This is a genomic window from Streptomyces sp. NPDC007095, assembly GCF_040634475.1.
Classification (GTDB): Bacteria; Actinomycetota; Actinomycetes; order Streptomycetales; family Streptomycetaceae; genus Streptomyces.
In genome coordinates, this window is record NZ_JBEYFS010000090.1 from 19,346 (window position 1) to 41,907 (window position 22,562).

The following is a 22,562-nucleotide window of genomic DNA, read 5'->3' on the forward strand; positions in this document are numbered from 1 at the left end:
CGTGTGAATCCCTTGTGCTGGCAGTGGAGTTGGCGGCCGGGGGTTATGCGGCGGCTCGACAGGCAAGGTCGCGCAGGAACGCCAGCGCGGCCCGCGCGGTGGCGTCGTTCTGCCGGAACGCCGGCCCGCCGGTGCGCGGCCGGGTGAAGGCGCCGGGCGTACGTACGTCGGTGTAGGGCCCCAGCGCGAACCGCCGGGGGTGTGGCTGCCCGGCCCGGTCGAGGATCCGCCCGTCGGTGCGGTCCACCCGCAGCAGCCCCTCCGGGGTCTCGACGGCTCCGTCGTCGTGCAGTTCACGCAGCAGCGGGTCGAGGGCGCGTCCGACGGTGGGCTCGGGCAGCCGGGCCTCGACGAGCGCCCGCGCCTCGACCGTCGCACCCGGCACGGTCGCGCTCGACGCCCGGAACACCCCGTCCTCGGCGACCACGGCCATGTCCGCGCCCACGAACCGCACGACGCCGGCCCGGGAGAGCGCGAGCATCTGCCGCAGCCGGGGTCCGGGCGGTCCTGAGGCGAGGTAGCTGAAGAAGCCGTGCCACCAGGGCCCGACGTCACCGAGCCGGATCAACTGCCCGTAGACGGAGAGCAGTCCGAGGAAGACGGCCAAGTCCGGACTGTTTCCGGGATCATGACGTCGGCTCAGATCACCTTCTATGTACGCCCGGAGTCCCTCCTGGAATTCCTCCTCCGACGCGTACCGCACCCCGTCCAGCGGACGGTCGAGCGCCGCGAGGTCGAGCCGGTCGGCGGGATCGGGCACGGCGGACGCCACGAGAGCCTCGCGCTCCGCCGCCTCCCCCGCCGCGTACTTCTCCTCGAAGTCGGTCCAGGCGATACTCGTCCGCTCGGGGTGCACGCCGAACAGCCGGTGGTAGTGCGCGAACCCCAACTCCTTCTCGATCAACGGCCACACATCGCGCCGGAAGTCGAAACCGTCCGGTCGTGCGAGCACCGCGTCGACCTCGGCGGGCCCGAAGAAGCGGGGCAGCGGCGGCCGTTCACCGGTCCAGTCGTAACCGATCTTCGAGTGGTACGGCACTCCGCGCCGCGACCCGACATGCAGCACCGGCTCCTGCCCCGAGGGCACGTACGTGTCGCCGTCGTACCGCCCGCCCCGCCCCTCCGTGAGCAGCACCATCAGGTCGACGAAGGCGAGCCCGAAGCCGCGCACGAGGACGGGTTCGCCGGGCGCGAGCGAGGACAGGTCGCTGTCGGCGGTGAAGTCGGGCGGCAGGTGGACCAGGCCGTGGGCACGGGCGTACGCCGCCAATTCACGCTGCTCCTGATCGAGTTCGGCGTCCAGATGGCCGAGCGCGAGAACGACGAGGTCGGCAAGGAGGGGACGCGGACGGCCCTCCAGCCACACCTGCTGGCGCCCCTCGCGCGGGCCGCTGACGCGCAGGGCCCTGCACGGGTGATGGTGGACGGTGACGTCCGGCGGCAGGGCAGCCACGGCTTGCTCGTGCACCCAGCTCAGGTAGGCCCCTTGCAGCTGCCGGTCGGCGAAGGTGCGGCCGTCGACGGCCGCCCATTCGTGCAGTGTGGGACCTGGGCGCACGGGCCCGGCCATGGCCACCGTCTCGTCGGTGAACATGGTGACGTCCTCGGCGTGCGAGTTCATCCACAGCAGCGGCGACTGCGCCTCGCGCCAGATGCGTCCGGCACCCGGCGGATGGGGGTCGACAAGGTGGATGTCGAGACCCCCGGCGTCCGAACCGGCGTACAGCTCGGGCGCGTTGGCGGCGATGCGCTCGATGAGACCCGTCCCCCGCGGCCCGGCCCCGACGATCACGAGAGTCGGCTTCGACGTGCTCATCGCGTGCGCTCCGAACCGCGCGCGTAGTGCTTCTCGACGTAGTACTGGCCGAGGCTGAGCACCGAGGTGACGACGGTGTACCAGATGGTGGCGACCATCAGCAGCGGGATGACCTGGTAGGTGCGGTGGTAGACGAGCTGCACGGAGAAGAGCAGGTCCTGGACGGCGATGACGCTGACGATCGAGGTGCCCTTGAGCGTGCCGATCAGCATGTTCCCGGCGGGCGGCACGATGGAGCGCATCGCCTGCGGCAGCACGATCCGCCACCAGCGGCGCCACCGGCTCAGCCCGAGCGCCTGCGCGGCCTCTATCTGCCCGCGGTCGACGGAGAGGATGCCGCCACGGACGACCTCGGCGGCGTAGGCGGCCTCGTGCAGGGTGAGCCCGATGATCGCGACCGCGATCGGTGTGAACAGATTGACCGTCTTCACGCCGAGAAGCTGCGGATACAGCGCCCCGATGTTGAACCACAGCAGCAGCTGCACCAGGATCGGGATCGACCGGAACAGCCACACGTAACCCCAACTGACGCTGCGCAGCACGGGGTTGGCGGACAACCGGGCCGCCGCGAGCAGCGCCCCAAGGACGAAGCCGAGCACCATCACCACGGCCGTCAGCCACAGGGTGAGCCACAGGCCGCGCAGTACGGAGTCCGAGGTGAAGTAGTCGCCGACCACGCCCCACTGGAACGCCTTGTTGCGGACGACGGAGGTGACGGCGAGCCCGAGCAGCACCAGCACGGCGACGGCGGCCGTCCACTGACCGAGACGGCGCTGCGGGACGATCCGCAGGGACTCGGCCTGCTCCGGTATGTCCGGTGCGGCGGAAGTTTTGGCGAGGGTGTCGGAAGACATGCGGAAGACTCCGTGACGTCGGTCGAACACGGGTGCCTTCACACGGAGCGCCTCGCGGCGCCGTACGGCCGAGCCCCTCAGCAGGGCCGTCCACCGAGAGTACGGGCTCGTTTCCCCCCGCTGTCAAGGCTGTCCATACTGTGAGCCGTACGTCTCAAGTCAGTTGACGCACAACCGGATGCCTGTTCCACTTGGCCCATGCATCCACAGCAGTGGCTGGTCAAGCGCTCCCACATCGACTTCGGTCGAGTGTGGTCCTCTTCCTGTTGAGCTGACCCACTGCGCGCCCCGATCACTTGATCCCTTGATCGATCCGACCCCTCGATCGATCGATCCGATCGCTTGGTCCTTTGATCGATCGGGCGCCTTTCGCGTTCTCCCTCCCCTTCGCCTTCACACGCGCACCCCTCCCCTCGGGTTCTGCTCACTCTTGCTCTCAGGAGACCGCACACCATGCGTACGTCCATGCGTACCCGTTATCAGCATTTTGCGCCCTTTGTCACCATCACCTCGACGGCCCTGCTCCTCACGGCATGCGGCTCCGGCTCGGACGACACGACCGGCGGCGCGGCGAATGCGGCGGCGGCCAAGGCCGACAAGATCCCCACCACGGACGTCGTCTCGGACATCACGAAGGACGAGGCCGCGGCCAAACTGCTCCCGTCCGGCGTCACCGGCCTCACCGTGGCGGTCGCCGTCGGCGGTACGCCACCCGGCACGACGTACCTGGACGACGGCAAGACGCTGACGGGCCAGGACGTCGACTTCGCGGACGCCGTGGCCAAGGTGCTCGGCATCCAGCTCAAGACGGAACAGGCCAGTTTCGAGGCGATCCTGCCGGCCCTGGACAGCGGCAAGTACGACTTCGGCGCCAGCAACTTCGGCGTGACCGACGAACGGCGCAAGACGATCGACTTCGTCACCTACATCAACGACGGCCAGGGCTTCGCCACCCGCAAGGACAGCGAACTCGCCAAGATCACCGACCTCAGGCAGCTGTGCGGCCTGAACGTCGCGACCGGCGCGGGCACCACCTTCGAGGCGACGCTGGAGGAGAACAAGAAGGTCTGCACCGACGCCGGCAAGAAGGCGTACAAGGTGCAGACCTACAGCGAGCAGGGCGCGATCTGGTCCTCACTCCAACAGGGCCGCAGCGACATCGTGATGAGCACCATCAACGGCCTGCGCTACGCCGTCGCCCAACAGCAGGGCGTCAAGTTCCTCAACGAGTTCCACCGCCTCGACGTCGGCTTCGCCTTCAAGAAGGACACCAAGCTCGCCCCCGCCTTCCAGGCCGCGGTCAACGACCTGATCGCGAAGGGGACCTACGAGAAGATCCTGAAGAAGTGGGGCACGACGGCTTCGGCGATAGCGAAGTCGGAGATCTCCCCGCCAGAGCTGAAGAACTGAGGGACCTGAGCATTCCCCGCGCCCCGCACGGGAGCGCCCCGAAGGGGCGCGGGGAACTGCGCGCCCAGCCACGTACCACCCGCGGCCAACAGGCGACCGAATTCAGCGAGCCAGCACGGCCGTACGTCGCCGCGGCACCGCCCGCACCCCGATCACCCGGTCCATCAACGCGCCCAGCACCTCCTTCACCGACGCCCGGTCCCGTGCGTCACACTCCAGCTCTTCCCGCCACGGACGCGGCCGCCGGGCACACGCCCGGTCGCCGCTTTCGGTGTGACGTCCACTGAAGTGCCTTATGAAGAGGACGAGTTACTGGCAGGGCGGAAATGGTTCTGCGCCGGACCAACGACCCCTACGGCATCCCGGTCACCCGATCATGTTTTTGTTTTACGCCCCGGAAACAATGACATCCCCGAACGGGCAGGCCCGATCCTTTCGTCGGCGTGATCGCCCACGCCGACGTATACGAGGTCCGTCACAGGCCGCAGTCGCAGCACGAGCAGCATTCACAGCACTCGCAGATCTCACAGGCCTCGCAGCAGCTGCAGTCACAGTCGCAGTTGCCGAGGCAGCCCTCGCGCCTCTTTCGCGACCACGGTCCCTCGAACTCGTCGGCACAGCACACCTTGCAGGTGCAGCACACCCCGATCGCGGCCGCGCACCCGGCCCAGAAGCCTCGCTTGCCGGGTCCGGGCGGCGGGAAGGAGGGACCGCCGCCGAAGGGGTTGCCGCCACCGGCGTAAGGATTCTGCCCGTCGTACGGACCCGGCGGGCTCTGCGGGTTGTAAGGACCACCGTGCTGCGGCGGCCCGAAGGCCCCTCGCACACCGTCCGCGTGGGCCTGGTGCCCGCATCCCGAGGTCCCGAACGCGCGGTCCACCGACCGCCCCAGCTCGTGCGCGAGCAGCAGATGGGCCAGCTTGCCGTCCGTGAACTCCACCTCGCGCAGCGCGAGCCGTATCCGGTGCAGAGCATCATCGGCGAGCCGGCGCGCCTCCACGAGCGGGGTGCCGGTGGCCGTGAGCGGGTTCCACGCCCCCGACGCGGCGTCGGTCTCCCGGTCCTCCACGGCGTCCAGCAGATGCGCGAGCCGCCCGAAGAGCCGGCCGGCCTCGGCGAGCGGCTCGGCGTTGCCCGGCCGCCCGGCCAGGACGGCCGTGTGCGCGAAGGCGGCGGCGGTCGCGGTCTCGGTGGGCTCGGTGACGGCTCGCAGCGGCGTCCCGGGACCGGCGAGCGCCTCGATGCCGATCTGCCGGTCGACGGCGTCGACGAGTACGGCGGTGTCGAAGCCCACGTCGGATCCGGTACGGGCCCCGGCGCGCCCCCAGCTCGCGGCGACCCGGCGGGCGGCGAGCGCCACCGGCCTGCGCGCCAACAGCCCGTCCTTGTCCGCCACGTGGTCGCGCACCTTGGCCGAGGCCAGCACCAGCGAGACGGCGGCGGCGAGGCGAGCTCCCTCACCCTGCGCGACGGACGCGGTCCGCATCCCGCGCAACGGGCACGGCCCCGCCGTACGCCGCCACCCCGTGGTGCGCTCGGCCTGAGCCTCCGTCAAAACCGATATCAGCAGCCCGTCGTAATTGGTGACAATCCGAGCGAACTGTCCGTGGTCTCCGCGCAACGCGAGACAGAGTCCGCACAGATGCGCCATCCACTGCGTTTTGAGCCCCTCACCGAGGCGGTGGCTGCAGGGCCTCACGATTCCGAACATGACACTCCCCCGTGCCTCGTACGACGTTGAGCTGCGGCATCGTACCGACCCCCTCGTTCACCCGTACGCCCTACCCATCACCCGAACGCCGTCGAGAATCATATTTCACTCACAGTCAGCAGCCGTACACGGCAGGACCCTTGGGGCACGCGGGCTCTCGACGAATTCGCTGTGCACCAGTACCGTCACGAAACCCCCGCGCGGCGTCTATCCACTTGGCGCGACATCCGCATCATGGACGACCATGGGGATGCGGAAAGCAAGAAAGACCGCTGTGAGAGGAGGCGTCCATGGGATCGGTGCGCAAGGCGAGTGCCTGGCTTGGCCTCGTCGACGACAACGATGACGAGCGTTACTACGACGACGACAACTACGCCGAAGGACAGGACTCCGGCGATGCCTGGGTCACGGACCCGCGCGTGAAGGTCGCGTCCGAGACGGCGGAAGAGACAGGCCGCCGGATCGGCACGGTCACCCCGGACAGCTTCCGGGACGCACGCGGCATCGGCGAACTCTTCCGGGACGGAGTCCCGGTCATCATCAACCTCACGGCCATGGAGCCCGCCGACGCCAAGCGCGTGGTGGACTTCGCGGCCGGCCTGACCTTCGGCCTGCACGGCACCATCGAGCGGGTCGCCACCCGGGTCTTCCTGCTGACCCCTGCCAACACCGAGATCGTCAGCGGCGAGGCCCCGGGGCGTCAGGCGGACGGCTTCTTCAACCAGAGCTGAGGCAGGGCCGCTCACCGGCCCTGCTCTCCGGTGCTCGACTCACCGAAAGGCGTCGAGTCCGGTGAGCGCCTTGCCCAGCACGAGTTGGTGCATCTCGACGGTGCCCTCGTAGGTGAGCACCGATTCGAGGTTGGTCGCGTGCCGCATCACGGGGTATTCGAGCGAGATCCCGTTGGCGCCGAGGATGGTACGGGCGGTCCGGCAGATCTCGATCGCCTCCCGTACGTTGTTGAGCTTGCCGAAGCTGACCTGCTCGGGACGGAGCCGTCCCGCGTCCATGCGCCGCCCCAGATGGTGGGCGAGCAGAATCCCCTTGTGCAGTTCCACCGCCATGTCGGCGAGCTTGGCCTGGGTGAGCTGGAAGCCGCCGATGGGCCGCCCGAACTGCTCGCGCGTCTTCGCGTACTCGACGGCGGCCTCGAAACTGGCCCGCGCGGCGCCCATCGAGCCCCACACGATCCCGTACCGCGCGTGCGACAGACAGCTGAGCGGGCCCTTGAGCCCGGTCACGTCCGGCAGTACGGCGCCGGCGGGCAGCCGTACGTCGTCGAGTACGAGCTCACTGGTGACGCTCGCCCGCAGGGACCATTTGTGCTTGATCTCGGGAGCGGAGAACCCGGGGGCGTCGGTGGGCACGACGAACCCCCGGATCCCGTCCTCACTCTGCGCCCAGACGACCGCGACGCCGGCCACGGACCCGTTCGTGATCCACATCTTCCGCCCGTTGAGGACCCAGTCGCCGCCGTCGCGCTTGGCATACGTCCGCATGGCGCCCGGGTCGGACCCGTGGTCGGGCTCGGTCAGTCCGAAGCACCCGATGACCTCACCGGCGGCCATGCGCGGCAGCCACGCCTGCTTCTGCTCCTCGCTCCCGAACCGGTGAATGGCGTACATGGCGAGGGAGCCCTGTACGGAGACGAGAGACCGGATGCCCGAGTCGGCGGCCTCCAGCTCCAGACAGGCGAGCCCGTACTGCACGGCGGTCGCCCCCGCGCATCCGTATCCCTCCAACGACATCCCGAGCGCCCCGATCCCGCCCAGCTCGCGCGCCAGCTCCCGGATCCCGGGCAGCTCGCCCTTCTCGTACCACTCGGCGACGTACGGCAGCACCCGGTCCGCGGCCCATGTCCGTACGGTGTCCCGGATCGCCAGGTCCTCCGGGTCCAGGAGGTCGTCGAGGCCGAGGGGGTCGGTGGGGTCGAAGGGCGGGAGCTTCGGGGACGCGGACATGGGGGCAGCCTCCGGCACGCTAAAACTAGCACCGCTAGTTACGGTCTCGCCCCGACGGTACGACCCAGCGTCCCGCACGTCCAGTACCTCTCCCACCCGCGCACCACCCGCGCGGGTCCGCCGGCAGGTGCGGCTCGCCCACCGTCGGCGGCTGCGGGTCAGAGCTCTCCCACCCTGCGTGGGCGGACCTCGGCTACGCCGAGACGCGGGACTCCGCAGCCCCCCGGGGCGCCGGAATCTCCGCCGAGCCCGCCACAGGCACCCCGCACTCCATGACCCGGGGCAACCGCAACGCCATCCCCGCCCCCAGCAACAACAACCCCGCACTGACGAGCAACGTCACATGCAGCCCGTGCACGAAGGAGTCCCGAGCCGCTTGACGCAGGGCCGCACCCCGCACCCCGCCAAGCCGCGCGGCGACGTCGTACGCCTCTCCCAACGAGTGCCCCGCCGCAGCGGAGTCCCCCGGCGAGACCCCCGGTACGGACGACAGTCCGGGCGTGTACGCCGCGTTCATCACACTCCCCAGAAGCGCGATCCCGATCCCCGCCCCCAGCTGGTACGAGGTCTCGCCGATCGCCGCCGCCCCACCCGCCTGCGCCGGCGGCGCCTCACTCAGCATCGACTCGTACGCCCCGAAGAGCGTCGTCTCCAGCCCGAACCCGAGCAGCACGAACCCGAACAGCAGCAGCCCGGTGTTGTCGTCGGCGCCCATCGCGGTGAGCGTGACGACGGCCACCGCCGTGAGGCAGAACCCGAAACAGACCATCGCGCGCGGCCCGAACCGTCGCAGCAGCCGCGCCCCCGCGAGCCCCGCGGCCATCGCCGCGAAAGTGAGCGGCAGCAGCCGCAGCCCGGTCTGCAGGGGCGAGAGCCCGAGGACCAGTTGCAGGTACTGCGCGGCGATCAGCTCAAGGCCGACCAGCGCGAGCATGGCGAGGACGATGCAGCCCACGGACGTACTGAACGCGGGCCGCGAGAACATCCGCAGGTCCACCAGCGGATGCGTACGGCGCCGCTGGCGCCGTACGAAGGCGAACATCAGCGCGCCGCCCACGACCAGCGGCGCCAGCGTGAACGGACCGAACGGCGCTTCACCGCCGCCGAGCCGCTTGACCCCGAGCACGAGCCCGAAAAGCCCGGCGGCGGCCATCAGGGCCCCCACCACGTCCCAGGGACCGTCGCGGTCGCCATAGGACTCGGGCAGCAGCAGCCGTCCGATCGGCAGGCTGATCAGCATCAGCGGGATGTTGACGAGGAAGACCGATCCCCACCAGAAGTGTTCGAGGAGGAACCCGCCGAGCAGCGGCCCGACCGCCGCGCCCACCGCGGCGACCGCGCTCCAGATGCCGATCGCGAGCGCCCGCTCCCGCCGGTCGGGGAAGACCTGGCGCAGGATCGACAGGGTCGCGGGCATGATCATCGCGCCGCCGACGCCGAGCAGGGCGCGCGCGCCGATGAGGACCTGGGCGTTGTCGGCGAGCGCGGCGATCCCGGAGGCGATGCCGAAGAGTCCGTATCCGAGGAGGAGCACACGTCTGCGGCCCACCCGGTCACCCAGCGTGCCGAAAAGGATCAGCAGCGCTGCGCAGACGAGGGGGTAGACGTCGACGATCCAGAGCAGTTCTATCGCGCCGGGCTTGAGGTCCTCGGTGACGGCGGGCACCGCGACGTGCAGCACGGTGGCATCGAGGGCCACGAGGAGCAGGCTGGCGCACAGCACCACGAGGACGACCCAGCGGTTGGCACCGGCTCCGGCCTCCCGACGGCGACGCGCGGCGGCCGTGGTCGTCCCGGACATGTACGTACCTCCCAGATGTTCCCTCGCGTTCGGCGATCCGCTGGGTGGGGACTCCCTGCGGCTGCGGTCCTGGAGGAGCGGGGTCCCGGACGCACGCATCAAAGGCGAGTGAGCGGCCAGCGTACGCGAGTTCCTGTCTCATACACGTGGCAGACCTCTCACGTTCTCCTTGCCGAGCATGTGGCGTACGCCACGCCCCCTCTGGGGCACCACGCCCCGGACGGCCGCCCGGTTCCGCTCGCCGTCGATAATCGAGCCCGTGACCGATCTTGAGACGCCCCTCGCGACGCCGCCCGGCGCGAGCGCGCCACGCCGGGCCGCGCCCGCCCTCCTCGGGTACGCCGCGGTGCGGACCCTGGGCGTCCTCACGCTCGCCCTGTGGAGCGCGGCGAACGGCAAGAGCGCCCACAAACTGCTGACGGCGCGCTGGGACTCGCTCTGGTACACCCGCGTCGCCGATCTCGGCTACGGCTACGAGGTGCGGCTGCCAGGCGGCGACGTCCACTCGAACCTCGCGTTCTTCCCGCTGCTGCCCTGGCTGGAGCGGCTCGTCTCGGCGCTCACCCCTCTGTCGTACGCGGATGCCGGGCTGCTGGTCAGCACGCTGGCCTCGCTCGCCGCGGCCTGGGGGATCTTCGCCGTCGCGGACCACCTGTACGGCCCCCGCGTGGGCGTCTGCGCGGCGCTGGTCTGGGCGGTGCTGCCCGTCGGCATCGTGCAGTCGATGGCGTACAGCGAGTCCCTGTTCACGGCGCTCGCCGCCTGGTCGCTCTACGCGGTGCTGACCGGCCGCTGGGTGACGGCGGGCCTGCTCGCCGCGTTCGCCGGGCTGACCCGCCCGGTGGGGGCCGCGGTGGTTGCGGCCCTGTGGGTGGCGGCCATCGCCTCGTTCGTGCGGGATCGAAGCGCGCGCCCCGCGCACGGCGCAACCGTGCTCCGACGCGCCCTCGGCATGCTTCTCGCGCCGCTCGGCGCGGCCGGGTATGTGCTCTGGGTCGGCCGTCGCACGGGCAAGGGGCCGCTCGGCTATCTCGACGTCCAGGCGGGCTGGCGCAACGGATTCGACGGCGGGTACGCGTTCGCCCGCTTCGTGGGCGACAAGTTCACGTCATTTCCATCGGCTCTGGCCGGCGTCGGACTGATCGCCGGAGTCGCACTGATCGTCTGGCTGTACGTGACGTGCATACGACAGAGCCAGCCGCCTGCTCTGCTGGTGTACGCGGGGATCGTCATCGCGCTCGCCCTGTGCGCGTCGAGTTACTTCGGCTCGAAACCGCGCCTCCTGCTGCCAGCTTTCCCCCTCTTGCTCCCCCTCGCGCCGGCCCTGGCCCGACTGCGTACGTCCAGGTCAGCGCTGATCCTCGGTGGTGCGGCGATGGCCTCCGCGCTCTACGGGGCGTTCTGGCTGAACGGCTCCGGTCCGCCATGATCCACCCCTTGACGCTCGGTGAGCGGCCGGAGAATTCCACCCCAGGATTCGGTGAACGAATTCAAAAGTGGCATAAAACCGAAGCCCGATCTGATCAATGGAATTGAAGGATCAGGGTGTCGATGATTAGAGAATCATTGGAATTGAACATCGCCCTGAGAGGAATCCCACATCACATCGTCATCACAAAGCGAGTGATTCGGCCTGGAACGCAGCTCACTCGCTGTAACGTCGATTGGGTGCGTACCGAACGAAACCTCACCCGTCTGGACCGGGTCTTCGCCCGGTTGGACCGTGAGCCGGAACGGCCGGCGAACATCGATGTGCCGAAGATGAGCAGGCACAGGGTTGTGCTCTTCGGAGCCACCCTGGCCTTCTACGTGGCCATCGTGTGGGCCGTTGCGATCACATCGTGGCTGGTCCGGTTCGACTGGCAGGTCATGTTCTTCCGGCCCTATCAGCAGTGGCCGGAGATCCACGCGTTCCTCGACTACTACGTGGTGCTGGGCCAGCGCGGCCCCACCGCCGTGATGGTCGCCGCGTGGCTCGGCTGGCGCTCCTGGCGGCAGCACACCCTGCGCCCTCTGCTCACGCTGGGCGCCTCACTGCTGCTGCTCAACATCACGGTCGGCGCCGCGAAGCTCGGCATGGGCCGCCTCGGCCCGCACTACGCCATCACGATCGGCTCGAACGAGATGGGACTCGGCGGCGATATATTCCCTTCAGGCCACACCGCGAACGCCGTCGTGACCTGGGGAATCCTGGCCTATCTGGCCTCCACGCCGCGGGCGAGGCGCTGGCTGTCGGCGCTGTCCGCCGTGACCTCGCTCGGCGTCGGGCTCACCACCGTCTACCTCGGTACGCACTGGCTGAGCGATGTGCTGCTGGGCTGGGCCGCCGGTCTGCTGATCCTGCTGGCGCTGCCCTGGTGCGAGCCGCTGATCGCCCGCGCCGAGACCGGCCTGTTCACTCTGCGTGACGTCTGGCGCGCCCGCCGCGGCCGTGCGGTGCCCGTCCCGGCCGAGGCTCCGGTCGGCTCCCCGGTCGGTGCGCCCGTGCTGGTCAAGCAGTCGGTCCCGGTGGACGAGGAGGTTCCGGCGCGCGCGGCGGTGGCCACCGGCCGCCCGCCCCGGGCGCCGGTCTACCTGGCGCCGGGACCGCACACGACCCGCTCGGAGCGCACCCCGGTCACCCCGGTCGGCAGCCGCCGTCCACCGCACTCGGACCGCGCGGCGCGCACCGCCACGACGACGTCCGCCCGGCCGCTGACAGGCGGATGAGGCACAACGGACCGATCATGGAGAACAGCGGGGCCGGTACGCACAACCTCCCCGCACGGCGAAGGCCCCCGGCTCGTGAGCCGGGGGCCTTCGCGCATTCCGTGGATTCGGCCCCCGGCCTCCGTGGATTCGGCCTCCGCGGCCTCAGCCCTTCCAGCAGCGGGTCACGCGGCCGTCGGTGACCTCGAAGTTCAGCCGGCCCGCTCGGTACTCCATGGTGATGATCGCGCCGGGCGGCAGCGAGCGCACCGTGGACCAGCCGTGCTCCCGGGCGCGGTGCTCGGCGTTCCTCGCCTCCAGGCCGACATAGGCCTGCGGACTGTCCTGGGGCTCTGCGGGCGGGGTGGGAATGGGTGCCATGACCGCCACGTTAGGCGGCCGACCTCGGCGGGGGAAGTCCGGGCCGGTGACCATGCGTCACCCGTGCCCCTCCGGTCACGCTTCTGTCACAGGATCACGACACGCGTTTCGGCCGAACTCCGTCACACGTACGAGGGGTTCCGTACGTGTCCCGCACGCCTTCGAACGTAATTCGGGACTACCTTGATGCCGTCCCGAATAACCCAATGGAAAGTACGGAGTCCCCCATCGAGATCCCGTGGGGCGAAGCATTTCCATTCCGATTCCGGGGCATGTCGCGGAAGCTGACACCGCATAGGAAATGCACGGTTCCAGCACAGAACCCCCGCACACCCTCTGCCGGAGCGCGGAGCGACGCGAGCACCACGGCGTGAGCTTCGGTCAGGCCCACGGCGCGACGGCGAAGGGGCGAGCAATGGGCACGGACACCGCGCAGGCGACGGCGCGACCCGTACACGGGAGGCAGCGGCCGGGGCGGCTCGCCGTGGACTGGCTCACCACGACGGACCACAAGAAGATCGGCCACCTCTACCTGATCACGTCCTTCGCCTTCTTCCTCATCGGCGGCCTGATGGCGCTGGTGATGCGCGCCGAACTCGCCCGGCCCGGTCTGCAGATCGTGGACAACAACCAGTACAACCAGTTGTTCACCCTGCACGGCACGATCATGCTGCTGCTGTTCGCCACCCCGACCTTCGCCGGGTTCGCCAACGAGATCATGCCGCTGCAGATCGGTTCCCCGGACGTCGCCTTCCCCCGCCTGAACATGCTGTCGTACTGGTTCTTCCTCTTCGGCGGCCTGATCGTCCTCGGCTCGCTCATGGTGCCGGACGGGCCCGCCTCCTTCGGCTGGTTCGCCTATGCCCCGCTCAACAGTCTGGAGCGCTCGCCGAACATCGGCGCCGACATGTGGATCATGGGCCTGGCGCTGACGGGCTTCGGCACGATCCTCGGCGCGGTGAACTTCATCACGACCATCGTCGGGATGCGGGCCCCCGGCATGACGATGTTCCGGCTGCCGATCTTCACCTGGAACATCCTCTTCACCTCGATCCTCGTCCTCTTCGCGTTCCCGGTGCTCGCGGCGGCGCTGCTGGTCCTGGAGGCGGACCGGCGCTTCGGGTCGGTGGTGTTCGAGGCGGCCAACGGCGGCGCGCTGCTGTGGCAGCACCTGTTCTGGTTCTTCGGGCATCCCGAGGTCTACATCATCGCGTTGCCGTTCTTCGGGATCGTCACGGAGATCCTGCCTGTCTTCAGCAGGAAGCCGGTCTTCGGCTACCTGACGCTGGTCGCCGCGACGATGGCCATCACCGGTCTGTCGATCGTGGTGTGGGCGCACCACATGTTCGCGACGGGCGCGGTGCTGCTGCCGTACTTCTCCTTCATGTCGTTCATGATCGCGGTGCCCACGGGGGTGAAGTTCTTCAACTGGAGCGGGACGATGATCAAGGGCTCGCTCTCCTTCGAAACCCCCATGCTGTGGGCCATCGGCTTCCTGGTGTCGTTCCTGTTCGGCGGTCTGACCGGAGTGATCCTGGCCTCGCCGCCGATGGACTTCGAGGTCACCGACTCGTATTTCGTGGTCGCGCACTTCCACTACGTCGTCTTCGGCACCGTCGTCTTCGCGACCTTCGGCGGCTTCTACTTCTGGTGGCCCAAGTTCACCGGCAAGATGCTCGACGAACGGCTCGGCAAGATCCATTTCTGGACGCTCTTCGTCGGCTTCCACACGACGTTCCTCGTGCAGCACTGGCTGGGCGCCGAGGGCATGCCTCGCCGGTACGCGGACTATCTGGCCGCCGACGGCTTCACGGCGCTCAACACCGTCTCGACGATCGGCGCGTTCCTGCTGGGCATGTCGACGCTGCCGTTCCTCTACAACGTCTGGAAGACGTCCCGGTACGGCACGAAGGTCGAGATGGACGACCCCTGGGGCTTCGGCCGCTCCCTGGAGTGGGCGACCTCGTGTCCGCCGCCCCGGCACAACTTCGTCACGCTGCCCCGGATCCGCTCCGAGAGCCCGGCGTTCGACCTGCACCATCCCCAGTACGGGGCGGTCGCTCAGGAGGCCGCTCCAGCGCCCGGGACAGCCGGTCCCGGGCCGTCCTGATCGCCTCGGTGAGTTCGGCCGGCTCCAGGACCTCGAACTCGAAGCCCATCAGCATCACGTGAATCACCATCACGTCGAGGCTGGCGGCGCCGGTGCGCAGGACGCAGCTGTCCTCCCCGGATTCTTCCAGCGTTCCCGCCGAGGGGGAGATCCGCTCGGCCGCCTCTTCCAGGGGCACGAAGAGCCGGACGACCGCCCGCGAGGCGTACGCGCGTGTGGAGACCCCTCTGGAGACGTACGCCGCCAGATCCTCGGCCGGTGGCGTACGGGGGGTGAAGCGGGGTCCGTGCGGAGGCCTGGGGGTGATGCGGTCGGCCCGGAACGTGCGCCAGTCGCCGCGGTCGACGTCCCAGGCGACCAGGTACCAGCGGTGCTCGGTGCACACCAGGCGGTGCGGTTCGACGGTCCGGCGGGTCGGGGAGCCGCCGTGGTCTCGGTACTCGAAACGCAGCCGCTCACCGTCGCGGCAGGCGTTGGCGAGTTCCGTGAGCACGCCCGGGTCCACGGCGGAGGGCTGGGGGCCGCGCAGCATCGGCACGGTGAAGGCGTTGAGGGCGCTCACGCGGCGGCGCAGTCGGCTCGGCAGTACCTGTTCGAGCTTGGCGAGGGCGCGTACAGAGGTCTCGCCGATGCCCTCGATGCCCTGCCCGGCGGCCGTGCGCAGCCCGACCGCGACGGCCACCGCCTCGTCGTCGTCCAGCAGCAGCGGCGGCAGCTCGGCTCCTGCGCCGAGCTGGTAGCCGCCTCCCGTACCCGGGCTGGCGTTGACGGGATAGCCCAGCTCGCGCAGCCGGTCCACATCGCGGCGGATCGTGCGGGGCGTCACGCCCAGACGGCCCGCCAGATCGGCCCCGGACCATTCGCGGTGGGCCTGGAGCAGCGAGAGCAACCGCAGCAGTCGTGCCGATGTCTCCAACATGGCGTCGAGTCTGCCAGCCCTTGCGGACAACCACTGTCCGCAAGATGCTCCTGGGTGCCGGGCGCGGTCAGCCGGCCGCGGTGACCGTCACGGACAGGTCGTTGTCCCGCGTGAAGTAGGGCCCGGCCTCCACCGGGCCGTACAGGGTCTTCACCGGCACCCTCGGATGGATGAGGAAGTGGCGCTTGTCGGCGATGTCGTCGAGCAGCCGCGCGATCCGTGCCCGGGGCCCGCCCTCCCCCGCCGGGCGCAGCCAGAGGTCCCAGACGCCGGGCCGCAGGGCGCCGTATGCCACCGTGAAGCCGAACTCCGCCTGCTCCACGGCCACTTCCGCGCGGATCAACGGACCCGCCGTGTCCCGGTGGCAGACCTCGGCATGCGCGTCCGGCGCGAGGGGGATGCCGTACACCCGGCCTCGTACGCCCAGTCCCCGCTCTCCTCGGTACAGCTCGACGGCCTCCGCGTGCGGGGCCCGCAGCCAGCCGTCCCCAGTGGGTCAGCGGCAGGCCGGCCGATCCGATTAGCAAACCGTAGTCAAGCCGTGGCACAGTGTAACGCGCACGCCCGGCGCCCAGGCGACGTCGGGCACCCTCCCCGGTCAGGGCGTAAGTGCCTGACCGGCTAGCGTCCGGAGGGACGTGCCACGCGGGCCGACAGCTTTGACCGTTGGCACCAGGGCACGAAGACGATTGGCGTCACGGAGGTGTTCTCCGTGTTGTGATCCTGTGCAACTCGCAGGATCACCGGGCCAATCAGAGACGCTGACCTCCTCGTGGCCTCGCGGCAGCGGAGCACCAGGAGCGCACCGCCCGGCTCGCCGGTCTCGGTGACGTCGAAGGTCAGCCCGCCCGCGGGGACACGGCAGTGTCCTCGTCGGCGTGCTGCTGCGCGGTCTGCGTTACCGCTGACGTCATCAAGCGGGACGCCCTTTGCTTGCGTGGACCCACTGAACCCGGACGTCAGGTTGCCACCCAGGGGCCCATCAGGGTCCGTGGAACAGCCGAGGCACGTCAGGGCTCGTACGACAGTTGCGGCACGTCGAAGCAGTCGCTGTTCATGTCGCCCTGGGAGACCCAGCCCCTGCCGTCCTCCCAGCGGGCCACCGAGACGCAGGTCCGGCGGGTCTTCGGGGGCGTGGGCAGGCGCTCGGAGGAGACGGGGATCAGCAGGCCGTCGGCGGTGTACGGGGCGCCGCGGTCCATGAAGCGGTCGACACACGCGCGTGTGACGCCCGTTTTCGCGCAGGCCTTCGCGGCGTCCGTGAACCACATCGCGGCCGCCCAGCCCTCCAGCTGCCACTGGGAGTGAGTCGGCAGGCCCTTGGTGGCGTCCCGGAACGCGCGGACGGCGGCGTCGGAGGTGTCCTCGTAGTTCCGGCTGGATCCGGTCACCCACAGGGCGTTGCGGCAGCGTGGGGCGTCCTTGTAGTCCTCGGGGACGGTGGAGGTCCAGTTCTGCACGTTGGTGACCTTGGCGATGACCTTGGCGCCGACGTCGTCCATCGCCTTGCACAGCTGGGCGTTGCCGTGCGTGTCGAGGGCGTCGAAGACGAGGTCGGCGCCCTGGTCCTTCAGATCGGCCGCGGCGGCACGGAAGTTGGGCAGCGCGAAGTCGACCTGTTCGGTGACCACCTGGTAGCCCTCGGCCTTCAGACCCCGGGTGACGAGCCGGGCGTACGCGGCCGACGCGGACTGGTTGTAGGAGATCACGGCGGCCGTACGGGCGCCCTGGACGCGCTTGAAGTAGCGGTAGACCTCGGTGCCGCCGTACAGCTTCCCGCCCCAGCCCGGTGTTCCCTCGCGGGGCGCGAGGCTGCCGTAGATCCCGTAGAGGTGCGGATAGGTGTCGTAGGCCGCGCCGATGGGCTGTCCGCCGATGTCGGGCACCCCGGCGGCGGACACACGGGAGGCGCCCGAGTAGTCGAGGGCCGTGGTGGCGACGAGGGCGACGACCTTGTCCTCGTCGATGAGCCGGTGCACGCACTCGTTGTCGCCCACGCCGCTGCCGCCGTCGTCGCAGGTGCGCACCTCGACCGGGCGGCCGCCGATGCCCCCGCGCGCGTTGAGGCGGTCGAAGTAGGCCTTGGCCCCGTCGCGCGGGCCGGTGAAGGCGGAGCCGCCGACGGGGCTGGTGGCGCTGGTGACGATGCCGACCCGGAGCGGGGCGGTGCCCTGCGGGGCGGGCGTGGTCCGGTGCTCGAAGTCGCTCTCGGGCAGACGGCTGCCGCAGGCCGCCGTGCCGAGGACGAGCGCCGTGCCCAGCAGGAGCGGCAGGCCCGCGGCGAGGACTCCTTCGGGAACACCCTTGGGGCGCACGGCGGGTCAGCAGCCGGCCGGGGTCGCGGATCCGTCGCCGCTCAGCGCGACCAGTGCGCAGAGGGTGTTGTCGGAGACCTTCCAGGTGCCGTTCTCGTAGACGGCCGTCCCGGAGGCGTCCGGCAGGGCGGTCGCGCCCTTCAGGGTCAACGCGTACGTCACCTCGGCCTCGGCCGGCGCGGTGAACACGACCTTCTGGACCTGGGCCGCGACCTGCTGACCACGCTTGTCGCCGCTGAAGCCCTGGACGACCGCGGTCATCCTGTCGCCGTTCTCCAGGTAGTTCAGTTTGTCCTTGACGGGGACGGACGGGGAGAAGAACTTCTCCCAGTTCCGCCTGACCTGGTTCTCGGCCGCCGCCGGGTCGTCCGGGCCGGTCGGGCTGGGCGACACGCTGCCGGGCCGCTCCACGGTGGGGGTGGGCGGAGGGGTCGAACTCCCGCCGCCGCTGCTGTCGCCACACGCCGTGAGGGCCCCGGCGAGGGCGAGCACGACCAGCGCCGCCACCCCCCGGCCGTTGTCCCGCCTGAGGTCGCTCCCGAGAACCATGCTGGCTCACCACCGGGTGTCGGTCCGGGCCGACCGCGCCCGGAGCTTTCAGGGTCAGCTTCCAGAAGGCATAGTGCAAGTCCATTGGCGGACTTGGAAGACAGACAGCCACACGACGTCTGGGAGCCAGGATGCGGACACCTCGACTGCGGACCGTGCACCCCGTCCTGTGGGCCGGGTGCGCCGCGCTCGCCGCCGGGGCGGTGCTGTGCGTCATCGGCTGGTACGGCGTCTCGGGCGAGCGGTACGCGGAGCGGCAGTTGCCCTACCTGGCGTCCTGCACGATTCCCGGGGCCGCGCTGATCGTCGCGGGCGCGGTGCTGCTCACACACGGCAGGAACGCCCTGGCGGCGGCGCGCGTCGAGGAGTTGTACGGGCTGCTGGTGGCCGCGGAGCCCGCCGACGCGGAGCGGTCCGAACAGGCAGCCGTGGCGCCCCTCGCCGTCAGCGGGGAACTGCTGATGGTCCCCGGGGGAACGCTGTGGCACCGCGCGGACTGCCCGCTGGTCGCGGGGAAGCCGGCCGCCGTGCCGGTGGACTCGCGGGTGCTGGCGAGCGGGGAGCTGGGCCCGTGCCCGATCTGTGAGCCGCCCGCGGCCGAGCGGTCGCCCGCGCCGGAGCGGTGATGAGCGGCTCCCTGACCTACGACCTCACGCTGGCCGGGCTCTCGGTCGGCGGCGCGGCGGCGCTCACCGGGATCGGGCTGGTCGTCACCCACCGGGCGACCGGGGTGCTGAACTTCGCGCACGGCGCGATCGCGATGGTGTGCGCGTATCTGCTGCGGCAGTTCACGGTGGTGTGGGGCTGGCCGCTCGCGCTCGGTGCCGCGGTGACGCTGCTGCTGGTGGCCCCCGCGATCGGCGTGGCCCTGGAACGGTTCGTCTTCCGCCCCCTGTCCGTCCCCGGCGGCGACCCGGCGCAGACGCTGGTCGCGTCTCTCGGCGTCTTCGTGCTGCTGGTCGGCGGGGCCGCGCTGGTGTGGGGCACCGGGGCGCGCGCGGACGCGCCGACGCTGGTGTCGGCGGACCCGTGGGGGCAGTTGGCAGTCGCCCTCGCACTGGCGGTCGGGGTGGGGGGCGTGACGCGCTGGACGCGCTTCGGCACGGAAGTGCGTGCTGTCGTCGACGACCGCTCGCTCGCCGTGCTCGGCGGCATCGACGCGGACCGGGTGGCCGCCGCGGGCTGGGCGTTCGGGTCCTTCACGGCGGGCCTGACGGGCGTGCTCCTGGCGCCGTACGTACGACTCGATCCGTACGGCATGCCGTTGCTCGTCATGGAGGTGATGGCGGTAGCCGTCGCCGCCCGGATGCGCAGCCTCCCGGTGGCCGTCGTGGTGGCGCTGGGTCTCGGGGTCGCGCAGAGTCAGCTGACGCGGCTGCATCCGGCGGGCTGGGCGGAGCCGCTGCTCCAGGCGGTGGGCGCGAACCTGTTCGTGGTGGCCCTGTTGGTCGCGGCGCTCGTCCTGCCGGGGATCGGCGGCCGGGACGCCCTGCCGCGTACGGCGACGACCCGGGCGGCGACGCCCCCGGGCGCGTGGATCGTCGCGGTCGTCCTGTTCCTCCTGCCGCTCGGCCTCGCGGGCTCGGACCTGCACACGTCGGTGCAGGTGCCCGCACTGGGTGTGGTGCTCCTGTCCCTGGTCGTGGTGACCGGCCGCGGCGGTCAGATCTCCCTCGGGCAGGCGGCGTACGCGGGTCTGGGCGCGCTCTTCACCGCGCTGCTGGCCGCCGGCCGCTTCCCCGGACTGCCCCGTCTGCCCGAACTGGCCGCGCTGGCGGTGGCGGTGGTGCTGGTCGCTCCGCTCGGGGTCCTGACCGGCTGGCCGGCGATCAGCCGCCACGGCCTGGCGCTGGCCCTGGCGACGTTCGCCGTGGGGGTGGGCGTCAGCCGTTTCGTCTTCGCCCAGCCCTACGCGACTTCGGGTCTGTCCCTGGACCGCCCGGCGGGCTTCGACGGCGACCGCGCGTACTACGTGCTCGAACTGGGGCTGCTGGCGGCCGCGTTGCTGGCGACCGGGGCGCTGCGCCGGGGCCGTACGGGCCGCGCCCTGGCCGCGATGCGCGACCACGCGTCGGGCGCCTCGGCGGCGGGCGTACGGGTCCCTTCGCTGAAGCTGACGGCCTTCGTGGCGGGCGCCGCCCTGGCCGCGCTGGGTGGAGGGATGCTCGGCATGGGTCTGCGCGCCTTCGACGCGACGGCGTACGACCCGGTGCGCGGGCTGCTCTGGTTCGCGGCGGTCGTGGTCCTCGGCGCCGACAGCGCCCTCGGCGCGCTGGCCGCGGCGGCGTTGCTGGTGGGGCTAGACGCGGGGGCGAGCGGCGGGGTCGCCGCGGCGCTGATCGGGGTGCTCGCGGTACTCGTCGGCCGGTTCCCCGGTGGCCCGTACGAGGCCCTGCGCACGGCGTCGTCCCGCCTCCGGCCACGCCGCCGGGCGACGCCGACCCCGCTGGGGGAGCGGGTGCGGCGACGACTGCGGTCGGTGGAGACGGGGCCCACCGGCCAACCGCCCGCCGACGAACGGCCGGACGGCACCGGACCGGAACCCGCCATACCCCGGCGGGGCACGGCATCCCGCCGGCCGGACGCCCCGCACGCTCCGCGCACTCCTGCCGTGCCGGCCCCTGGATCTCTGCTCGCCCGAGGCATACGGGTCACCTACGACGGTTTCACCGCGCTCGACGGGGTCGATCTCGAGGTCCGGCCCGGATGGGTCACCGCTGTCGTGGGGCCCAATGGGGCTGGCAAGAGCACCCTGTTCCACTGCCTCGCCGGCACGCTGCGCCCCTCGCAGGGCCGGGTGCTGTTCGGCGAACAGGACATCACCCGGCTCGCCGCGCACGCCCGGACCCGGCTCGGCATCGCTCGGACCTTCCAGCAGCTGGCCGTCTTCCCCTCGTTGACGGTGGCCGAGAACGTGCAGGTGGGGGCGGAGCAGGGCCGGATCGCCGATCCCGCCGCGGCGGAACGTGCGTTGCGGCTGTTCGGGCTCGACGGCCCGGTCCGCGCGCTGCCCGCCGAGGGCCTGCCGACCGGGACGCTCAGACGCGTCGAGCTGGCGCGGGCCCTCGCCGGAAGTCCGCACGTGCTGCTGCTCGACGAGCCCGCCGCGGGCCTGGACACCGCCGAAGTGACCTCGCTGACCCGGATACTGCGGGCACTCGCCGCGGACGGCACGGCCCTGCTGGTCGTCGAGCACGACCTCGATCTGGTCGCCGACCTCGCCGACGTCGTCCATGTCATGACCGCCGGACGCGTCGTCACCTCCGGCCCCGCCCGCCACGTACTGGAGCGGGGGCGCGGATGAACATCTCGCTGCGCCACGCGCGCGTGCGCTACGGCCCCCTGGAGGCCCTGCACGGCGTGACCCTGGTCGCGCCCGGCCCCGGCCTCACCGTGCTGCTCGGCCGCAACGGCTCGGGCCGTACGACCGCCCTGCGCGCCCTCGCGGGAACCGTGCCGCTGTCCGACGGCACGGTCGTCTGGGACGGGGTGGACGTGACCCGGCTGCCCGCCTTCGAACGGGCCCGGCGCGGGTTGTGCCTGGTCCCGGAGCGCCGGGCCGTCTTCGGCTCGCTCACGGTCCGCGAGCACCTGATGCTGGCCGCGCCCGACTTCGCTCCCGCCCTCGACGCGTACCCGCAGTTGGTGCCTCTTCTCCCGCGCCGCGCCGGCACCCTCTCCGGGGGCGAGCAGCGCATGCTCGCCCTCTCCCGCGCCCTGCTGGCACGCGCGCGCGTGGTGCTCGTCGACGAGCCCGCGCAGGGCATGTCACCGGCGGTCGCGGCCCGCACGTACGAACTCCTCGGCGGCCTCGACGCGTGCGTGGTGGTCGCCGAGCAGCGGCTGCCGCCCGGTCTGCGCGAACGGACGGGCCGGACGACCTGCGTCCATGAACTGAGCCGGGGCTCGGTCGCGTTCAGCGGAGAGGCGGCCGAAGTGCGCCGCCGGCAGACCTAGGCCCTGTCGTCAAATTCCCGTCTGCCCCGCGACGCCATGCACGCACTCTCACCGCACCAGGCACAGACCCAAGTACGTCCAGTACGAGGG

18 protein-coding genes are annotated in these 22,562 nt (G+C 70.9%); 8 read left to right on the top strand and 10 right to left on the bottom strand.

Annotated elements, in window-relative coordinates; all coding sequences use genetic code 11:
- Positions 1-43 precede the first annotated feature (43 nt).
- The gene (locus tag ABZ656_RS28145; RefSeq protein ID WP_360271243.1) at positions 44-1,816 is read right to left on the bottom strand and encodes an FAD/NAD(P)-binding protein; all 1,773 of its coding nucleotides are present in this window, start codon (positions 1,814-1,816) and stop codon (positions 44-46) included.
- Entirely contained in the window at positions 1,813-2,670 is an 858-nt protein-coding gene (locus ABZ656_RS28150; protein WP_101408242.1) for an amino acid ABC transporter permease, read from the bottom strand. Before ABZ656_RS28150 ends, ABZ656_RS28145 begins: the two co-directional genes overlap by 4 nt.
- Positions 2,671-3,123: 453 nt before the next feature.
- Between ABZ656_RS28150 and ABZ656_RS28155 the strand changes: the two genes are divergently transcribed.
- Entirely contained in the window at positions 3,124-4,080 is a 957-nt protein-coding gene (locus ABZ656_RS28155; protein ID WP_101405996.1) for an ABC transporter substrate-binding protein, read from the top strand.
- 475 nt (positions 4,081-4,555) lie between these two features.
- On the opposite strand, the gene ABZ656_RS28160 is transcribed toward ABZ656_RS28155, so the two are convergent.
- On the bottom strand, positions 4,556-5,791 hold the full coding sequence (locus ABZ656_RS28160) for a DUF5685 family protein (RefSeq protein ID WP_360271246.1): 1,236 nt from the start codon (positions 5,789-5,791) through the stop codon (positions 4,556-4,558).
- A gap of 290 nt (positions 5,792-6,081) precedes the next feature.
- Between ABZ656_RS28160 and ABZ656_RS28165 the strand changes: the two genes are divergently transcribed.
- Complete coding sequence (locus tag ABZ656_RS28165) at positions 6,082-6,522, top strand: cell division protein SepF (protein WP_101405995.1); 441 nt, start codon at positions 6,082-6,084, stop codon at positions 6,520-6,522.
- A 39-nt stretch (positions 6,523-6,561) separates the two neighbouring features.
- Here the strand turns inward: ABZ656_RS28165 and ABZ656_RS28170 are convergent, their stop codons facing one another.
- Together ABZ656_RS28170 and ABZ656_RS28175 are read right to left on the bottom strand one after the other, a co-directional pair.
- Positions 6,562-7,752 carry an acyl-CoA dehydrogenase family protein gene (locus ABZ656_RS28170; protein WP_101405994.1) on the bottom strand — a complete coding sequence of 397 codons (1,191 nt, stop codon included), beginning with the start codon at positions 7,750-7,752 and terminating at the stop codon, positions 6,562-6,564.
- A 193-nt stretch (positions 7,753-7,945) separates the two neighbouring features.
- Positions 7,946-9,553 (bottom strand): MFS transporter, encoded by a 1,608-nt coding sequence (locus ABZ656_RS28175; protein ID WP_101405993.1) that lies wholly within the window; start codon positions 9,551-9,553, stop codon positions 7,946-7,948.
- 259 nt (positions 9,554-9,812) lie between these two features.
- Here ABZ656_RS28175 and ABZ656_RS28180 point away from each other — a divergent pair, with 259 nt between their 5' ends.
- Together ABZ656_RS28180 and ABZ656_RS28185 are read left to right on the top strand one after the other, a co-directional pair.
- Entirely contained in the window at positions 9,813-10,982 is a 1,170-nt protein-coding gene (locus ABZ656_RS28180) for a glycosyltransferase family 39 protein (protein WP_360271249.1), read from the top strand.
- A 239-nt stretch (positions 10,983-11,221) separates the two neighbouring features.
- The gene (locus ABZ656_RS28185; RefSeq protein WP_101405991.1) at positions 11,222-12,262 is read left to right on the top strand and encodes a phosphatase PAP2 family protein; all 1,041 of its coding nucleotides are present in this window, start codon (positions 11,222-11,224) and stop codon (positions 12,260-12,262) included.
- A gap of 144 nt (positions 12,263-12,406) precedes the next feature.
- On the opposite strand, the gene ABZ656_RS28190 is transcribed toward ABZ656_RS28185, so the two are convergent.
- Positions 12,407-12,622, bottom strand: a complete 216-nt coding sequence (locus ABZ656_RS28190) for an I78 family peptidase inhibitor (RefSeq protein WP_099940606.1) — start codon at positions 12,620-12,622, stop codon at positions 12,407-12,409.
- Between the two features lie 415 nt (positions 12,623-13,037).
- Between ABZ656_RS28190 and ctaD the strand changes: the two genes are divergently transcribed.
- Positions 13,038-14,732 carry a cytochrome c oxidase subunit I gene (gene ctaD / locus ABZ656_RS28195; RefSeq protein ID WP_101405990.1) on the top strand — a complete coding sequence of 565 codons (1,695 nt, stop codon included), beginning with the start codon at positions 13,038-13,040 and terminating at the stop codon, positions 14,730-14,732.
- Here the strand turns inward: ctaD and ABZ656_RS28200 are convergent.
- The 4 genes from ABZ656_RS28200 to ABZ656_RS28215 form a co-directional block, all read right to left on the bottom strand.
- A complete protein-coding gene (locus ABZ656_RS28200; RefSeq protein ID WP_129592317.1) occupies positions 14,614-15,651 on the bottom strand; it encodes a YafY family protein in 1,038 nt (345 codons plus the stop codon). The two genes, ctaD and ABZ656_RS28200, sit on opposite strands and share 119 nt — an antisense overlap.
- A 67-nt stretch (positions 15,652-15,718) precedes the next feature.
- Positions 15,719-16,060 carry a hypothetical protein gene (locus ABZ656_RS28205; RefSeq protein ID WP_360271252.1) on the bottom strand — a complete coding sequence of 114 codons (342 nt, stop codon included), beginning with the start codon at positions 16,058-16,060 and terminating at the stop codon, positions 15,719-15,721.
- Positions 16,061-16,661: 601 nt separating this feature from the next.
- Positions 16,662-17,924: an ABC transporter substrate-binding protein gene (locus tag ABZ656_RS28210; protein ID WP_360271259.1), complete on the bottom strand. Its 1,263-nt coding sequence runs from the start codon at positions 17,922-17,924 to the stop codon at positions 16,662-16,664.
- A gap of 48 nt (positions 17,925-17,972) precedes the next feature.
- On the bottom strand, positions 17,973-18,515 hold the full coding sequence (locus tag ABZ656_RS28215) for a hypothetical protein (protein WP_101405988.1): 543 nt from the start codon (positions 18,513-18,515) through the stop codon (positions 17,973-17,975).
- 131 nt (positions 18,516-18,646) lie between these two features.
- Between ABZ656_RS28215 and ABZ656_RS28220 the strand changes: the two genes are divergently transcribed.
- Genes ABZ656_RS28220 through ABZ656_RS28230 form a run of 3 tightly spaced genes read left to right on the top strand, consistent with a single transcriptional unit; the run spans position 18,647 to position 22,472 of the window.
- Complete coding sequence (locus tag ABZ656_RS28220; RefSeq protein ID WP_101405987.1) at positions 18,647-19,141, top strand: hypothetical protein; 495 nt, start codon at positions 18,647-18,649, stop codon at positions 19,139-19,141.
- Positions 19,141-21,819 carry an ATP-binding cassette domain-containing protein gene (locus tag ABZ656_RS28225; protein ID WP_360271254.1) on the top strand — a complete coding sequence of 893 codons (2,679 nt, stop codon included), beginning with the start codon at positions 19,141-19,143 and terminating at the stop codon, positions 21,817-21,819. Before ABZ656_RS28220 ends, ABZ656_RS28225 begins: the two co-directional genes overlap by 1 nt.
- Positions 21,816-22,472 (top strand): ATP-binding cassette domain-containing protein, encoded by a 657-nt coding sequence (locus ABZ656_RS28230; RefSeq protein ID WP_360271256.1) that lies wholly within the window; start codon positions 21,816-21,818, stop codon positions 22,470-22,472. Before ABZ656_RS28225 ends, ABZ656_RS28230 begins: the two co-directional genes overlap by 4 nt.
- Positions 22,473-22,562 lie beyond the last annotated feature (90 nt).

Excerpts from the sequence above, each read along its gene's own strand:
- ABZ656_RS28155 (WP_101405996.1), top strand. The coding sequence starts at position 3,124 with ATGCGTACGTCCATGCGTACCCGTTATCAGCATTTTGCGCCCTTTGTC.
- ABZ656_RS28150 (WP_101408242.1), bottom strand. The coding sequence starts at position 2,670 with ATGTCTTCCGACACCCTCGCCAAAACTTCCGCCGCACCGGACATACCG.
- ABZ656_RS28220 (WP_101405987.1), top strand. The coding sequence starts at position 18,647 with ATGCGGACACCTCGACTGCGGACCGTGCACCCCGTCCTGTGGGCCGGG.
- ABZ656_RS28160 (WP_360271246.1), bottom strand. The coding sequence starts at position 5,791 with ATGTTCGGAATCGTGAGGCCCTGCAGCCACCGCCTCGGTGAGGGGCTC.
- ctaD (WP_101405990.1), top strand. The coding sequence starts at position 13,038 with ATGGGCACGGACACCGCGCAGGCGACGGCGCGACCCGTACACGGGAGG.
- ABZ656_RS28175 (WP_101405993.1), bottom strand. The coding sequence starts at position 9,553 with ATGTCCGGGACGACCACGGCCGCCGCGCGTCGCCGTCGGGAGGCCGGA.
- ABZ656_RS28190 (WP_099940606.1), bottom strand. The coding sequence starts at position 12,622 with ATGGCACCCATTCCCACCCCGCCCGCAGAGCCCCAGGACAGTCCGCAG.
- ABZ656_RS28165 (WP_101405995.1), top strand. The coding sequence starts at position 6,082 with ATGGGATCGGTGCGCAAGGCGAGTGCCTGGCTTGGCCTCGTCGACGAC.
- ABZ656_RS28170 (WP_101405994.1), bottom strand. The coding sequence starts at position 7,752 with ATGTCCGCGTCCCCGAAGCTCCCGCCCTTCGACCCCACCGACCCCCTC.
- ABZ656_RS28230 (WP_360271256.1), top strand. The coding sequence starts at position 21,816 with ATGAACATCTCGCTGCGCCACGCGCGCGTGCGCTACGGCCCCCTGGAG.
- ABZ656_RS28145 (WP_360271243.1), bottom strand. The coding sequence starts at position 1,816 with ATGAGCACGTCGAAGCCGACTCTCGTGATCGTCGGGGCCGGGCCGCGG.
- ABZ656_RS28225 (WP_360271254.1), top strand. The coding sequence starts at position 19,141 with ATGAGCGGCTCCCTGACCTACGACCTCACGCTGGCCGGGCTCTCGGTC.
- ABZ656_RS28215 (WP_101405988.1), bottom strand. The coding sequence starts at position 18,515 with ATGGTTCTCGGGAGCGACCTCAGGCGGGACAACGGCCGGGGGGTGGCG.
- ABZ656_RS28200 (WP_129592317.1), bottom strand. The coding sequence starts at position 15,651 with ATGTTGGAGACATCGGCACGACTGCTGCGGTTGCTCTCGCTGCTCCAG.